Origin of the sequence: Niallia sp. 01092, assembly GCF_052318935.1 — a bacterium.
Classification (GTDB): Bacteria; Bacillota; Bacilli; order Bacillales; family Cytobacillaceae; genus Niallia.
Genome location: NZ_JBQRKO010000016.1, coordinates 26,796 through 41,963, shown reverse-complemented (window position 1 = coordinate 41,963; position 15,168 = coordinate 26,796). Strand labels below are relative to the sequence as shown.

Genomic DNA, 15,168 nt, shown 5'->3' with positions numbered 1-15,168 from the left:
GGAGCATAGCGACGAGGAGGCTCGGCACTCGTCCGCGGAAAGCGGAGTGTATTCAGGCTGCGGGTTAAATAACAACAATCTATAGGAAAAGAGCCTATACTTTAAAAAACTATTATAGAAAAGGGGAATGGAAAAAATGAATTTACAATCTACAGTTACGTTAGCAAATGGAGTAAAAATGCCGTGGTTAGGTTTAGGAGTTTTTAAAGTAGAAGATGGAGAAACAACTACTTATTCTGTTTCCACCGCGATAAAAAATGGCTACAGAAGCATCGATACAGCAGCAATTTATGATAATGAAACAGGTGTTGGAAAAGGAATTGCAGAAGGAATCGCTGCTGCCGGCATCAAAAGAGAAGATTTATTTATTACTACAAAAGTTTGGAATGACGACTTAGGATACGAAGAAACGTTACAAGCGTTTGAAGTAAGTTTAGAAAAATTAGGGTTGGATTACTTAGATTTATATCTTATTCACTGGCCAAAAGAAGGAAAATATAAAGATGCTTGGAAAGCCATTGAAAAATTATATAAAGATGGAAAAATAAAAGCAATCGGCGTAAGTAACTTCCAAATTCATCACCTAGAAGATTTGATGAAAGATGCAGAAATAAAACCAATGATTAACCAAATAGAACTACATCCACGCTTAACGCAAAAAGAACTTATAAGCTTTAGCCAAAAACATAGTATTCAAGTAGAAGCATGGTCTCCATTAATGCAAGGCCAATTATTAGATAATGAAGAATTACAAGAAATCGCTGCGAAATATAATAAATCAGTTGCACAAGTGATTATTCGTTGGGATTTACAAAATAACATCATTACGATTCCAAAATCTATTAAAGAACACCGTATTATAGAGAATGGCAATGTATTTGATTTTGAATTAACAAAAGAGGAAATGGATCAAATCGATGCATTAAATCAAGATACAAGAGTAGGTCCAGACCCAGATAACTTCGATTTTTAATAGATAAAACAAATAATTAATCTTTGGCTGTCTTGTAAGTTGGTATAACCGACTTATAAGACGGCCTTTTTAAATGGGCTAGTTAAAGAAGATATAAACTGTCTACGACTTCCATCATAGATTGAAACAGAAGGAGAAAAAAATTGGATGGTGTAAGGTGATACCCATTTTCAGAACTTTCCTATATAATACGTGTAGGATGACAACTTGAGATGAAAAGTAGGAGGTAACGAATTTGAAAGTTGGAGTTATCGTATTAGGAATTTTTCCAGCAGGAGTAAAAAAAATTATTTATAAGCTTTATCATGAATTATCACCAAAGCATGACGTAATTGGACTGGAAGTAGGCCATGATAAAAAGGTTTCTTATCGGGAATTAAAGCCGACAAGTGACTCTCCTTATTTAGGTCATTCTATGTTGAAATTATCTGTAATCGGTGATGTCTCCAATTGGGAAGAACTTTTTTCCGATATGGATATTGCTATTATTATCGGAGATCAACAAGCAAAAGAAACATGGGAAGTTAAATTGGCTTCTAGCGAAAAAGTCCGTTCACTATTTGTACCAGCTTCGATTTACAATAATATGAAGGAATCTGATTCGTCATTAGGTTATGATACAGCGCTGAACAGTATTACACAAAATATTTTAAAGGTAAAAGATACCATTCATTCTTTAAAATACGATAAGCCAAGATTATTTGGTTTTTCCATTGAAGGACAACCGCCGACAAGTATGCTGCAAGATATAGCGATCGCAGTTGATGGATATTTTTTAGCAAATGATTATGAAATAGGCGAAGTAATAGAATTAAGTGAAAATATTACTAAATCTTTTGATAATTTGAATACTTCAAATGTTTTGATTTATAGTGTATCATTAGCAGATGTAGTTGAAAAAGAAGTAGTAAGTAAAATAGATGCTGATTGGAAATATGCAGAAATCGATGAAGCATTATGCATGGGTACGAACCCAACCGCAATGGACCGAATATTGGCAAATGAATTAGCAGAAGGCATTTTGCTGTGGACTGCAAATGAAAAGCAAACAGGCCAGTTAATCGTGCAAAAAGACGGAATTATTTTTAAAGAAATAAATGGATAAGTAAAAATTGAAAATGATTGAACAACCTTAATAAGTAAAGGAACGGTGAAATATGTCAAACGTAGTAATCAACCAAGTAGAACAAGTTGCCATTAACACAATTAGAACACTGTCCATTGATGCAATTGAAAAATCAAATTCTGGACATCCGGGAATGCCAATGGGTACAGCACCTATGGCTTATACACTATGGGCAAAAGAAATGAACCATAATCCAAATAATCCTAATTGGTTTAACCGTGACCGCTTTGTATTATCTGCAGGACACGGCTCAATGTTATTGTACAGCTTATTGCATTTATTTAAATATGGTGTCACAATCGATGATTTGAAAAATTTCCGTCAATGGGGAAGCAACACGCCAGGACATCCTGAGTATGGTCATACACCAGGAGTAGAAGCGACAACAGGTCCACTTGGTCAAGGGATTGCAATGGCTGTTGGATTGGCAATGGCAGAAAGACATTTAGCTGAAACATATAATAAAGAAAATTATCCAGTTGTCGACCATTACACATACAGCATTTGTGGAGACGGAGATTTAATGGAAGGGGTATCGGCAGAAGCAGCGTCCCTTGCAGGTCATTTAAAATTAGGTCGTTTAGTCGTTTTATATGATTCAAATGATATTTCATTAGACGGTGATTTAAATCTATCATTCTCTGAAAATGTGCAAAAACGTTTTGAATCATACGGATGGGAAGTAATCCGTGTAGAAGATGGCAATGATACAAAAGCAATCCAAGAAGCAATTGCTCAAGCAAAAAAATCTGATGTGCCAACATTAATTGAAGTAAAAACTGTTATTGGCTACGGTTCACCGAATAAAGGCGGAAAATCTGCTTCACATGGTGCACCACTTGGAGCAGAGGAAACATTGCTTGCTAAACAAGCATATGGATGGGAGTATGAGGAAGCATTTTATGTGCCAGAAGAAGTATCTTCCCACTATGATACATTCGTTCAAGCTGGACAGGAAAAAGAAGAAGCATGGAATACACTATTTGCAAGTTATAAAGCGGAATATCCAGAGCTTGCAGAACAGTTGGAATTAGCGCTTAAAGGAGAATTGCCTGCTGATTTACAAGAAAGTCTTCCTGAATTTACAGCTGGAGAACAAATGGCAACAAGAGACGCTTCAGGGAAAACAATTCAAGCTTCTGCAAAAGCGATTCCTGCCTTTTTAGGTGGTTCTGCAGATTTAGCTGGTTCTAATAAAACATTAATTGGGCATGAGAAAAATTTTGCTTTAGACGGGTATGCAGCTAAAAATATTTGGTTCGGTGTTCGTGAATTTGCAATGGGTGCTGCTTTAAATGGAATGGCGCTTCATGGTGGGGTAAAAGTATTTGGCGCAACATTCTTTGTTTTCTCCGATTATTTGCGTCCTGCTATTCGACTTGCTGCATTAATGAAATTACCTGTAATATACGTATTTACACATGACAGCATCGCAGTTGGGGAAGACGGTCCAACACATGAGCCGATTGAACAGCTTGCATCTTTACGTGCAATGCCAGGTTTATCTATTATTCGTCCAGCTGATGCAAAAGAAACGGCAGCTGCTTGGCAAGTTGCGATAGAAAGTCAAGATACACCAACGGCATTAGTATTAACACGTCAAGCATTGCCGATCTTAGATGTGACAAAGGCAGAAGCATATGAAGGCGTAAAAAATGGTGCTTATATCGTATCCAAAGCAAAAGAAGAAGCAGAAGCGCTGATTCTTGCAACGGGCTCTGAAGTATCGTTGGCGGTTAAAGCGCAAACTGCTCTAGAAGAAGAAGGGATTTTTGCTCAAGTTGTCAGCATGCCAAGCTGGGATTTATTCGAAAAACAGTCTGCTGAGTACAAAGAAACGGTTCTTCCAGAAAACATTTCGGCACGAGTTGGGATTGAAGCAGGTGCTTCTTTAGGCTGGAGAGAATATGTCGGCGCAAAAGGGGAACTTATTACGATTGATCATTTTGGTGCATCCGCTCCTGCAGATAAGTTATTTGCAGAATATGGATTTACAGTAGAAAATGTAGTGACAAAAGTAAAAGCAGCTATAGCTAAAACAAAATAATTTGTTTATGTACCAGACCTTTATCACTTTTTAGTGAAGGTCTGGTATTTTTTTTTGTGGTAAAGGGGTCGGAGCTGCGCCAACTTCAATAGGAAAACAAAAGTGATGGTGCTTTGTGGTTTGTTTTATTCTTATAGAGGGTTTGGAGTGGCTCCGCTCACACCGCCTTTATTAGGGTTAGAATCTGCATTTTCCTAGTTAGATGGTGAAGACGAGTAACTAGTCTCCCATGTAAGTTTTTTGCAGAAAAAGTAGCGCACAGTCTTTCTATTAAAAGCTTTGTGGAATATAATAGAATAATAGATAAAAAAATAACTGTTAGCGCTTACTTATAGGAGTATACCTCTTTTAAAAAGAATAAACAGAAAAAGTTACAATAGGAAGTCGTCGAAAAAGGTAGGTGGCCTTAATGGGGCAAGATTGGCTTTTTGAATTATTAAAAGGAATGAGCAAGTTTTTTTTGAATCCAGTATTTTATTTTTCCTTTTTATTGGCAGCATATTTGGGAGTGTCGAGAGTCAAAAAGGAGCGTAAATATTTTACCGTTCGAGCTCAAAATGCATATTTTGAAATAAAACAAGTATTGCCGTTAGGATTAATTATTGGATTATGTTTATCCATATTATCTGTTTTATTTGTACTTGTAGTACCGATGGAATTGGTGATCTATGTTAGTGTCATCACCATTTTATTGAGCTTGCTTTTGAAAGCACGGCTGCTTTCCCCTGTATATACAGTAGGATTGGGAATTTTATTAAGTATTGCATCGTTATACCAACAATGGGATTATTTCTTATTTTCGCAGCGTTATGTTGAAGAAACCTATATTTTTCCGACCGCTGTTGTTTTATTAGGTTTTTTGCTTGTTGCGGAAGGAATCTTCATCCAAAAAAAAGGTGTAAACAGCACTTCACCTCGCTTGAAAAAAAGCAACAGAGGTCAGTCTATCGGAGTACATATTTCCGAGCGAGTATGGCTAGTGCCTTTATTCCTTTTTATTCCACATGGGGTTCTTTCTATTCCAATCGAGGGGTGGCCGGCATTTACGGTAGGTGATCACACCTATTCACTTATTCTCGTACCATTTTTGCTGGGATTTAAACAAGAAGTAATCGGCATGCATCCCGCTTTAGCGGTTAGATCGGTTGGTAAAAATATTGTAGGATTAGGTGTTATCATTGCATTAAGTGCCGTTGCATCCTACTTCCTGCCTGTTGCCGCGATTGCCAGTGTTTTGCTTGCTATTATCGGACGTGAATGGATTTCGAACAGACAAAAAAATAAAGAAAAAAATAAATCCTTTTATTTTTCCCGAAAAAACAATGGCGTACAGATTTTAGGAATTGTCCCCGATTCCCCTGCAGATAAAATGGAGTTGAAAATAGGAGAAATCATCACAAAAGTAAATAACATTTCTGTGCAAAACAAAAAAGAGCTGTATAAAGCATTACAGCGAAACTCTGCCCACTGCAAACTAGAAGTGCTTGATATACACGGAGAAGTCCGCTTTGTGCAGCGAGCATTATACGAAGGCGATCATCACGAGTTAGGATTGCTTCTTATCCAAGAGACGAAATTTGAAGGAAATGCGGCGGTGTGAGTGTAATTTTCGGAATGTATTCATTAAGTTGAAAGTGTCGTAGTTTTTATTATTTTGATCAGTAACAAAAACCAGCTAATATCTTGAAGGGATATTAGCTGGTTATTCTTGGATTGAACAATTAGATGTGGAAAAGAGCTTTTTTCTTACTCCAGATAAGCCCTTTTCTGGAATAAAGAAAAATTTGACTTATAGATAAATTTTTAACCAGTTCGACCTTTTTGCACAAAATGATCATTCTCTGCAAGAGATTTATCCTTTTGATTATTTACGTTTCCTAGTAAAAAATAGGACGACATAACAAATATTCCTGATTATACACATTTTATCACTATGATTGATCTTTTTAATAATTATTACTACTCATTTTCATTGTTTTGTTCTTCAGAAGGTTCTTCAGTTGGATCTGGTTCATCTTCATCAACACCATTACACCCAAATAGAAATCCTAGGGACATAATAGAAGATAATAGTACAAGTAAGTATTTCTTTCTTTTCAAAGTTTATTCCTCCCTTCAAGAAAATAATATTTTCTTTTCCTAGTATCTATCTAATCCAAAAAATTATACTAATAAAAATGTTAAGTAATCCTTATTACCATTTTCTTAACAGTAAATAAGAAAAATAAAAAGAAAGGTTAAGCGTTTAAATCTTAAAGCGCTACAAGAAGAGTTGGAGAAAAACGGGTATACACGTGAAATTATTGATACATTTAAATTAATAAGTCCGGTATTTCACAAAATAGTTTTAGAAAGTTATTTAGATTTAATATAATCTAGGAGGTAGAAGATGATTTCAAGTTTTTTCTACTTTTGATTTTCTATTTTGGCAGAGAGGAGAAAAGGAATGACAGAAACAAATAAAGATAAAATCTACTATCAAAGAGGAACACGAGAACTACAAAATAAGAATATTAAAGCACAGAAATTGGTACAACAGTATAATATTTGTGATATAGAAGATTTTGAAAAGAGGGAAAAAATCATTCGTGAATTGTTTGGTTCTGTTGGAGAAAACGTAGCTATTGAGCATAACTTTCATTGTGATTTAGGATATAACATTTATGTCGGTAATAATTTCTATGCAGGATATAATTGTACGATTCTTGATATAGCAGAGGTAAGAATAGGTGATGATTGCATGATTGGTCCTAATGTAGGATTATATACGGCAGGACATTCAATTGAACCAAAAAATAGAAATAAAAATGGATATGCAATCCCCATAAATATTGGCAATAACGTCTGGATTGGTGGAAGCAGTGTCATACTACCCGGAATAACGATAGGTGATAACTCTATTGTTGCAGCCGGTTCTGTTGTAACAAAGGACGTACCGAAAAATTCAGTTGTTGCCGGAAATCCAGCTAAGTGGTTAAAAAATATATAAAGAACTTTAACTAAACCTCTTTTAATGGAAATTTAGAAATCATATTATGAAAAATTACAGCGTGATTGTATCAGATTCCATAATTAATAGGCTGTGTTAAAGTTAAATGTTGATATTGACACTTTGAAGATTGGAGCAGAAGGCGTGAGACTCCTGCGGGAAAAGCGAGTCAAAGGGAGAACCCACAGGCAAACAGCGAAGCCACTGAAAAAGTGTTTTATTGTATAAATTATAGGGGCAACCCTTATATTTAGTAGGATAAAAATGGTATAGAGAGTTAGAAAACGACCATCATGTTGGTTAGGAGATGCGTCCGCACGACTCCTGCGGGATTAGCGAGACAGGCGAGACCCTGCAGGAGCGTAGCGACGAAGCGGCTCGGCGCTCGCCCCGCGGAAAGCGTGTGGTAAGCCTCGGAAAACCGAACGAAATCTCTGCGTTGCTTGGATATTCACTATATATATATTTCATAGCATCCACTTTTTCAGTGACCTCCGCACAGCGCCGAGGAGGCTCCCAGACCGCCCGCGGAAAGCGAACGCCTCTCGCTGCAATCAACAGTCAAGTTTAACAGAGCCAAAGGAAGACCCCACACTAATAAAAATGCTAGTGTGGGGTTTGTCGACGGTCTGAAATTCGATTAGGAATCTATGTATCTTTTAGAAAAAACTAAATTTTACTTATTCATAATCTTTTCCTTGCAAATAATGAAAAAAGGCTAAATTAGTATACTTTTTTTCAATCTTTGTTTTAGCAAATTCATTTACTTCTTTAAATTTATGCTCTATTTCATCTTTATCAGTTTTTAAGAGTACAGTTCTCAATGAATACAGTTCATTTGATGCGCTAGCTTCATATACTTCAAAGAAACGATCTTTAGGCATTTTATTATTAGAGGTTAAAAGGAATGGCTGCCACCAAGAAGTAGTAATTAAACCCTTTCCTTTATTTTCTTTATTTCTCTTAGCATATTTATCTATCACTTGATCAAATTTTTCCAAATCTTTTATAGAGGAAAATTCTAAGGATAAGTCGTATTCTACCGCATTAGCTAATAGTAAGCCATCCACTTTATCAACCCGATACATCGGTGTTGATTCGTTAATTGGACCCCATTCTGGCAAATATTTAAAAATGGAGACTTTTGGTTCGAGCTGCACCTTAGCTACTAAGTTTTCACTATTTAGCAGCCCTATTAATTGGATTGCATGGTTAATATTATTGTGTCCATAAGTTATCGTTTTTTCCGGTAAAAAGTGTGGGTTATAGGAGTTTAATTTTAAGTTATATCCAGTAATAGTATTATTTTTAACAAGTTTTGCACCAAATTTGGACAATTCTTTATCGTTGTATAAAATAAAAGATTTCCAACTATCATCTATTTTTCGATAAATATTTGAATCGTTTGAATAACCGAGGTAATTCCTTCCGAGACCGCTGTTATTGACTGCTTCCATAAAGCTAGTAGTAGCAATATCTGAGGTGATTTTATCTGCAGAAACAAGTTCTTTTACAGTTACAGCATCTAATAGCTTAGTATCTATCGAAGACGCAACGTATTTAGCTAAATTACTATCAATTTTTTTATTTATCCCCGCTTTTTTCAAGCTTTCTTTAACCTTTTTATCACTATACGTTAAAGATAACTCTTTAAAACCACTTGCTTGGTTAAGTGTTTTAATAAAAGTCAATCCATTTAAGTTTTGGTCAATGGGTGGGGCTTTTTCTCCAAATACCTTTTTAATACCTATATTCACATCTTCTTTTGTTACATTCTCTTTAAACTCTACATCAAAAAACTTTTCCAAGTATTCTTCTGAATCATGAAGGGTATCACTTGATTTTATTTCTGAATTAATCGTAACCGTGTCTTTCGTCTGTTGTTGTTCATGATCATTAACGGTTTTAGTACAACCTGAGATAAATAAAACGCTTATTAATAATATACTTACTAATTCTATCATGGTTCTTTTTTTTCTCATAATCAGTTCAGCCTTTTCTATTTTGATTTTGACTTCTTAAAAGAAACCTAATTATTCATTATTTAATGAATAGTGAATTACTGCAACATTAATATGAATTATTAAGTGTTTCTAATTCTATTAACAATTTGGTTCGACTTTCTATAAATCTCTTCGACCTCTTCTGTACTAAAACGTGAAAACTCGCCATTCTCGTATAATATTTCTCCATTAATCATTGTTAATTTAATGTTATCTTTACTTCCACTATATACGATGTTGTTTACAATATGATTAACGGGCTGCATGTTTGGCTTATGCATATCAATAACAATTAAATCTGCTAATTTCCCTTTTGAAAGGGTATCGCAATTTACTAAATTCATAGCTTTTGCGCTTCCTTGTGTAGCCATGGCTAATACTTCACTGCCACAAACTGATGATGGATCAGACTGTACCTTTCCTAATCCGCTCACTAAAAACATCTCTTTAAACATATCTAAGCTGTTATTGCTTGCTGGTCCATCTGTTCCCACCCCAATATTTAGACCCGCTGCGATAAAATCATTAATTGGAGCTATTCCGCTTGCTAATTTTAAATTAGCACTACAATTTAGAACAATGGATAGTTTTTTCTCTTTAAATACGTTAATGTCTTCTTTTGTTAAGTGGACTCCGTGAAATCCACCACCACCATAATCGAATAGCCCTAAACTGTTTAAATATACTGCAGGAGTCATGCCATGTCTTCTTATACATTCCTCCACTTCTTGTTTCGTTTCAGAAATATGAGTATAAACTGGAGCTTTATACTTTTTAGCGATTATAGAAAGCTCCTCTAATATATGATGGGAGGTGGTATATTCAGCATGAAAACCCATCTCATACGTTATTAAACCGTTGTATCGATTATTATTGTTTAACTTTAGATAATTTTCTTCTATCTCACTCGGACTTTGCACAAAATCATTTAATCCACCTAATATGACCGTACGCATACCGCAATCATAGGATGCTTGAGCAATACTTTCAGGGTAAAAATACATATCAAAATTTGCTGTAATTCCACTTGTTAGATATTCTAAGATTGCGAGTTTAGATAAATGATAGATATCATCTTTATTCAATTTAGCTTCAAAAGGAAAAATACTTTCTTCTAACCAGCTTTTTAATGGTTTATCATCTGCCATCGATCGTAAGCAGGTCATCGCTGAATGCGTGTGAGCATTCTTAAATCCAGGCATGATCAAATTATGATTTAAATCAATTTCGCGATCCCACACTATGGAGCATTCTTTCTTAGGTCCAACATAAGAAATCGTAGAACCTTCTACCCATACTTCACCAAAAGTAATCTCCATGTTTTTTTTCATTGATAATATGTAGCCATTGTAAAATCTCGTATTCACGATAATTGTTCCTCCTAGTAATGATTGACTGATTACTTCCTGCGGATTGTAATGTACTAAAAAGTGGGAGAGGAGAAACCTTCCCACTGTATTTTAGTTTCACTTTATCTTAAAATTGAGTAAATATAGCGTAATACTCAACATTTATCTTACCAGACGAACAAACCAACAATAGCTGCACTCATTAGTGAAACAAGTGTCCCTGAAAGAATCATCATCCAGACACCACGAGATAAATTAGTTGCTTTTTCTTTACTAACAATCCCATTAAAACAACCGAGGACCATGCCAATCGTTGAAAAGTTGGTAAAAGAAACAAGGAACGTACATAAGACAGCTTTCATGTGTGGTGAAAAAGTATTTAACTTTGGCATAATATCAGCCATCACGACAAATTCATTGGTAACAAGCTTCGTTCCCATGTATTGGGCCGTTTTAAAAGCTTCATCAATTGGCAAACCGAGCAGAAGCGAAAATGGCATCATCGCTGTCCCAAGAATACTGCTAAGCGTCAACCAGGAAGCAAAAATTTGTAAAATTTTATCGATCAAAGCTGAAAGTGCTATAAAAGAAATCAGCATTGCTGTAATAATTAAAATTAGCTTCCCTGCTCCTAAAATGGAATCTCCAAGGAAAGAGAAAAAAGGTGGCTTTTCTTCTTTTTTTAATTCGAAAATCACATCTTCATCTTTTGGCACCTTTACTGGATTTAAAATACTTGTGACAATAATTGTATTAATAATATTAAGCGGAATAGCTGTCAGAACAAACTGTGAAGGAATCATTTGCGTGTAGACACCAATCATTGCCGCAGATACACAGCTCATCGACATCAAGGAAATGGTAAATAGACGCTCGGAACTCATGGATTTGAGCTGACCACTTGAAACAGCGAGTGCTTCAGTATTTCCGAGGAACATCATTTCAATAGCAAAGAAGGACTCAAATTTAGGTCGTCCAGTTAATTTGGAAAGCGCCCAACCTAGGCTATGTATAATTTTCGGTAAAATTCCGAAATAAGTTAAGATATCAAAAAGCGGTACAATCAACAGAATCGGCATGAGGGCACTAAATACAACATCCATATTTTTAACATGCACCATGCTGGCAAAAGCAAATCCAATACCAGAGTAGGCTGTCTCCATCAACCAGTTGAACCCAACGGCAATTTGGCTGATAATCCACCTTCCAATTGGAAACACCATTAAAAACCAAGCAAGAAATACGTTAAAGACTACTAATATTCCTATAGATTTCCATTGGATATTTTTCTTGTTTTTTGAAAAAAGAAATGCAAAACCGATAAAAGCAGCAACTCCAATAATATTGATAATCAGATATAAGTTCATTATGTCCTCCTTGTAAAAGTTATTTTATTTAAAAAGCTGTTTCAAATTTTTTTCAAATGGTGCAGTGACAATCCCTTTTTCGGTAATGATAGCAGTGATTAGCTCGTTCGGCGTAACATCAAAGGCCGGATTATAAACCACAACATCATCTTCAGGTGCGGTGCGTTTACCAAAACCTTCTGTGATTTCTTCTGCTTTTCGTTCCTCAATCGGAATAGTTTCCCCTGTTTTTGTTTCCATATCAATGGTAGATAGCGGGCTTGCTACGTAGAACGGAATCCCATGTTTTTCTGCTAAAACAGCTAATCCGTAAGTGCCGATTTTATTCGCTGTATCCCCATTTGCTGCAATACGGTCACACCCCACAATGACAGCATCTATTTTCCCTTGCCTCATTACCATTGCGGCCATGTTGTCAGTAATGAGAGTCACATCGATATCAGCCCGCATAAGTTCCCATGTTGTCAACCTAGCTCCTTGTAATAACGGTCTTGTTTCATTAGCAAAAACGTTAATATTCATGCCTTTTTCTTTAGCAAGGAATATAGGTGCAAGCGCTGTTCCGTATTTATTTGCTGTTGCAATTCCACCTGCATTACAGTGAGTGAGAAGTGTCATCCCATCTTTTAATAATGTCAAGCCGTAATCACCGATTGTTTTGCAAATATCAGCTTCATCCGCTTTGATAGCATGTGCTTCGTTATTAAGCAAACTTTTTAGTTCTGACACGGATTTTGATTCGTCAAGCATTGCATCCATTCGGCGTAGTGCCCAGAATAAGTTAACTGCTGTCGGACGGGAACTCGCGAGTTTTTCTGAAATTTCGCGGCACTGTTTAATAAAAGTCAAGCTGTTGTCCGTCTCCAGTTGATTAGAAAAAAGAGCCAACCCGAATGCAGCTGCAATTCCAATCGCTGGTGCACCACGGATTTTCAGTTCAAAAATGGCATCCCACAAATCTTTGAGGTTTTCAATTTCCAAATAAACTTCTTCGTTCGGTAATTTGGTCTGATCTAGAAATGTAATTTTTGAACCATCATAGGTTACAGATTCAATAGTTTTCATATGATTAATTCCCCTTTAATAAAAATTCAGCAGTTTATCAAATAGCCATTTTCTGCTTCATTTCCTGAATGGCCCTTTCACTGACAAGATGGACCTCACCTGCAGATTTAGCAAAATGATAAATTTTTGCAGAATCTTCTAAATATACAGATTTCATGTAGGCTTCTTCAAGTGTGGTACCAATTGTGAGCGCACCATGATTTTTTAGCAGGCAAGCGGAGGTTTGATTTTTCTTTAAAGTAGCAACAACTTTTTCTCCAAGTTCTAAAGTGCCTGGAAGGGCGAATGGCGCCACTGGAATTTCCCCTCCTAGAAGTACCATTTCAATTAAGACAACAGGAATTTGCTGATTCAAAACAGCAAAAGCTGTTGCATAGGGAGAATGGGTATGTGCAACTCCTGCTGCTTCTGGCATTGTTGCATAGATCGCAAGATGCATCTGCCACTCTGATGAAGGGGGAAATTTTCCTTTAATGCAATTTCCTTTCAAATCAAGTATAGTAATGTCTTCAATTTTTATCGTTTCGTAATCGACGCCACTTGGTGTAATGGCTATGACGCCAAGCTCTCTGTCAAATGCACTAAAATTACCACTTGTACCTGCCATAAGACCAGTACGAAAAGCTTTTAGTGCGTAGGCATGAACTTCTTGCTGTAATATTTGATACATGTCCTATCCACCTTATCTTCTGCGGACCAAATTGAATTTCATGATGTTGCTTGCAATATAACTTTTACCGTAAAACACCGGGTGATTTGCATTATCGTAAAAAGTTTGTTCCAGTACTTGCAGCGCTTCATTTTCAATAACGCCGAGTTTTTTGGAAATTTCTTCTGAAGCGTTTTCAGCAAACATATTACACTGTGAACTAAAAATCTCAATGGAATGAACATGACTTAAATAATCTAAAATAGACTGATCATCATCTCCTGTAAATGTTTTATTCATTAAAAGACGTTCTGGCATATAGACTTTATCCAGAGCAAAAGGCTTTTTATCCGCAGTCCGAATCCGTTCAAACACATACAGTTCCTCATTTTCTCCCATACGAAGCTGTTTTTTGATATGTAAATCATTACTTAACTGAGGTTTGGTCACAGCGATTGTCCCTACCTGATAGTTCTGGGCGCCAACTAGTTCAGTCACACTATCTAGTTTTTCAATACCGCTTGATAAAACGGGAGATTTTGAAATCACAAATGTACCTACACCATGCTTTCTTACAATGTAACCTTCTAATTCTAAACGCTGTAGTGCTTCACGCAGAACTGGTCGACTAATATTTAGTTTGTTTGCAAGTTTTTGTTCAGCATCCAGTTTTTCTCCTATTGCTAAAACATCTGTTTCAATAAGGTCCACGATTTTTTTAAATGCAATGGTTGCTAATGATTTCTTTTCTATGCTAATATCTTTCATTTTTTTCCCTCCTAAAACGACATTAAAATTCTATTTTACAGCAGCGGCTGTCGTCCTAAAAGAAATAGTTAAATTTTCAAGAATGTATCGAGTGCGATATCAATCTCATTTTGAATCGCTTGATGAACTAAGTCTTTGTGTGGATTGTAGTTGTTCATATCTGCAAAAGCATATCCATCAAGTGCGAAAATACCTGCAGCTGCAACACCTCTAAGCCTGGCAATTACATATAGAGCAGCTAGTTCCATTTCAGCCCCTAAGGCACCTGATTCTTTATATAGCATATGTGGGAATTCTAATGGTCCGGCATAAAATGCGTCGAGCGTGACAATCGTTCCTAAACCATATTTAATATCTTTTGTTTTTGCTGTATCTTCAAGAGCGGTTAACAATTTAAAATCTGCCACTGCTGGAACGCCTTCTGGAACAAGCTGTTTGGTCAGACCCTCTGCGCGAACGGCTGAATCAGCAATAATCAGACTGCCTGGAGGTAAATCCTCGTGATAAGAACCAGCTGTACCAACACGAATGATTTTTTTCGCTCCAGCTTTAATTAACTCTTCAAAGCAGATCGCTGCACCTGGTGCACCAACACCATGACTGCAAACTGTAATTTTAACTCCTTTGTAATACCCATTGATCGTGCGATATTCACGGAAATAAGCAATCTCTTTCGAATCTTCCAGCTGATCACCAATCAGCTTGGCTCGATCTGGACTGCCGCAAACAAGTACTAATTCTGAGATTTCACCTGGCCGTACTCGTAATGTGGGCATCAAATTTTCTGCATTTTTCATATTATCACCTCGAATTTCACCTAAGAGGTTTGACC

General features: G+C 36.2%; 13 protein-coding genes. 5 read left to right on the top strand and 8 right to left on the bottom strand.

Translation table 11 applies throughout. The annotated features are described in order from the left end of the window. Positions 1 to 127 precede the first annotated feature (127 nt). The 4 genes from ACTXGU_RS15285 (at position 128) to ACTXGU_RS15270 (ending at position 5,746) form a co-directional block, all read left to right on the top strand. Positions 128 to 973, top strand: a complete 846-nt coding sequence (locus tag ACTXGU_RS15285) for an aldo/keto reductase (protein ID WP_443482393.1) — start codon at positions 128 to 130, stop codon at positions 971 to 973. Positions 974 to 1,208: 235 nt separating this feature from the next. Then, positions 1,209 to 2,078: a 6-phosphofructokinase gene (locus ACTXGU_RS15280; RefSeq protein ID WP_443482392.1), complete on the top strand. Its 870-nt coding sequence runs from the start codon at positions 1,209 to 1,211 to the stop codon at positions 2,076 to 2,078. A 52-nt stretch (positions 2,079 to 2,130) separates the two neighbouring features. Next, a complete protein-coding gene (gene tkt, locus ACTXGU_RS15275; protein WP_443482391.1) occupies positions 2,131 to 4,146 on the top strand; it encodes a transketolase in 2,016 nt (671 codons plus the stop codon). A gap of 409 nt (positions 4,147 to 4,555) precedes the next feature. After that, the gene (locus ACTXGU_RS15270) at positions 4,556 to 5,746 is read left to right on the top strand and encodes a PDZ domain-containing protein (RefSeq protein ID WP_443482390.1); all 1,191 of its coding nucleotides are present in this window, start codon (positions 4,556 to 4,558) and stop codon (positions 5,744 to 5,746) included. Positions 5,747 to 6,105: 359 nt separating this feature from the next. Here ACTXGU_RS15270 and ACTXGU_RS15265 read toward each other — a convergent pair whose 3' ends face one another. After that, a complete protein-coding gene (locus ACTXGU_RS15265) occupies positions 6,106 to 6,246 on the bottom strand; it encodes a hypothetical protein (protein ID WP_443482389.1) in 141 nt (46 codons plus the stop codon). A 346-nt stretch (positions 6,247 to 6,592) separates the two neighbouring features. Between ACTXGU_RS15265 and ACTXGU_RS15260 the strand changes: the two genes are divergently transcribed. Further along, positions 6,593 to 7,135, top strand: a complete 543-nt coding sequence (locus ACTXGU_RS15260) for a sugar O-acetyltransferase (protein ID WP_443482388.1) — start codon at positions 6,593 to 6,595, stop codon at positions 7,133 to 7,135. A 680-nt stretch (positions 7,136 to 7,815) separates the two neighbouring features. Here ACTXGU_RS15260 and ACTXGU_RS15255 read toward each other — a convergent pair. The 7 genes from ACTXGU_RS15255 to ACTXGU_RS15225 all read right to left on the bottom strand — a co-directional run bounded on the left by ACTXGU_RS15255 (position 7,816) and on the right by ACTXGU_RS15225 (position 15,133). Further along, complete coding sequence (locus tag ACTXGU_RS15255; RefSeq protein WP_443482387.1) at positions 7,816 to 9,117, bottom strand: hypothetical protein; 1,302 nt, start codon at positions 9,115 to 9,117, stop codon at positions 7,816 to 7,818. Between the two features lie 101 nt (positions 9,118 to 9,218). Next, positions 9,219 to 10,505 carry an amidohydrolase gene (locus ACTXGU_RS15250; protein WP_443482386.1) on the bottom strand — a complete coding sequence of 429 codons (1,287 nt, stop codon included), beginning with the start codon at positions 10,503 to 10,505 and terminating at the stop codon, positions 9,219 to 9,221. Positions 10,506 to 10,654: 149 nt separating this feature from the next. Beyond that, on the bottom strand, positions 10,655 to 11,854 hold the full coding sequence (locus ACTXGU_RS15245) for a NupC/NupG family nucleoside CNT transporter (RefSeq protein ID WP_443482385.1): 1,200 nt from the start codon (positions 11,852 to 11,854) through the stop codon (positions 10,655 to 10,657). A 24-nt stretch (positions 11,855 to 11,878) separates the two neighbouring features. Next, positions 11,879 to 12,919: an S-methyl-5-thioribose-1-phosphate isomerase gene (gene mtnA, locus ACTXGU_RS15240; protein ID WP_443482384.1), complete on the bottom strand. Its 1,041-nt coding sequence runs from the start codon at positions 12,917 to 12,919 to the stop codon at positions 11,879 to 11,881. Positions 12,920 to 12,956: 37 nt separating this feature from the next. Next, the gene (locus tag ACTXGU_RS15235; RefSeq protein ID WP_443482383.1) at positions 12,957 to 13,589 is read right to left on the bottom strand and encodes a class II aldolase/adducin family protein; all 633 of its coding nucleotides are present in this window, start codon (positions 13,587 to 13,589) and stop codon (positions 12,957 to 12,959) included. Positions 13,590 to 13,601: 12 nt separating this feature from the next. Next, positions 13,602 to 14,336: a GntR family transcriptional regulator gene (locus tag ACTXGU_RS15230; RefSeq protein WP_443482382.1), complete on the bottom strand. Its 735-nt coding sequence runs from the start codon at positions 14,334 to 14,336 to the stop codon at positions 13,602 to 13,604. Positions 14,337 to 14,404: 68 nt separating this feature from the next. After that, entirely contained in the window at positions 14,405 to 15,133 is a 729-nt protein-coding gene (locus ACTXGU_RS15225) for a nucleoside phosphorylase (RefSeq protein WP_443482381.1), read from the bottom strand. Positions 15,134 to 15,168 lie beyond the last annotated feature (35 nt).

Excerpts from the sequence above, each read along its gene's own strand:
- ACTXGU_RS15225 (WP_443482381.1), bottom strand. The coding sequence starts at position 15,133 with ATGAAAAATGCAGAAAATTTGATGCCCACATTACGAGTACGGCCAGGT.
- ACTXGU_RS15230 (WP_443482382.1), bottom strand. The coding sequence starts at position 14,336 with ATGAAAGATATTAGCATAGAAAAGAAATCATTAGCAACCATTGCATTT.
- ACTXGU_RS15270 (WP_443482390.1), top strand. The coding sequence starts at position 4,556 with ATGGGGCAAGATTGGCTTTTTGAATTATTAAAAGGAATGAGCAAGTTT.
- ACTXGU_RS15260 (WP_443482388.1), top strand. The coding sequence starts at position 6,593 with ATGACAGAAACAAATAAAGATAAAATCTACTATCAAAGAGGAACACGA.
- ACTXGU_RS15235 (WP_443482383.1), bottom strand. The coding sequence starts at position 13,589 with ATGTATCAAATATTACAGCAAGAAGTTCATGCCTACGCACTAAAAGCT.
- ACTXGU_RS15255 (WP_443482387.1), bottom strand. The coding sequence starts at position 9,117 with ATGAGAAAAAAAAGAACCATGATAGAATTAGTAAGTATATTATTAATA.
- ACTXGU_RS15245 (WP_443482385.1), bottom strand. The coding sequence starts at position 11,854 with ATGAACTTATATCTGATTATCAATATTATTGGAGTTGCTGCTTTTATC.
- ACTXGU_RS15285 (WP_443482393.1), top strand. The coding sequence starts at position 128 with ATGGAAAAAATGAATTTACAATCTACAGTTACGTTAGCAAATGGAGTA.
- mtnA (WP_443482384.1), bottom strand. The coding sequence starts at position 12,919 with ATGAAAACTATTGAATCTGTAACCTATGATGGTTCAAAAATTACATTT.
- tkt (WP_443482391.1), top strand. The coding sequence starts at position 2,131 with ATGTCAAACGTAGTAATCAACCAAGTAGAACAAGTTGCCATTAACACA.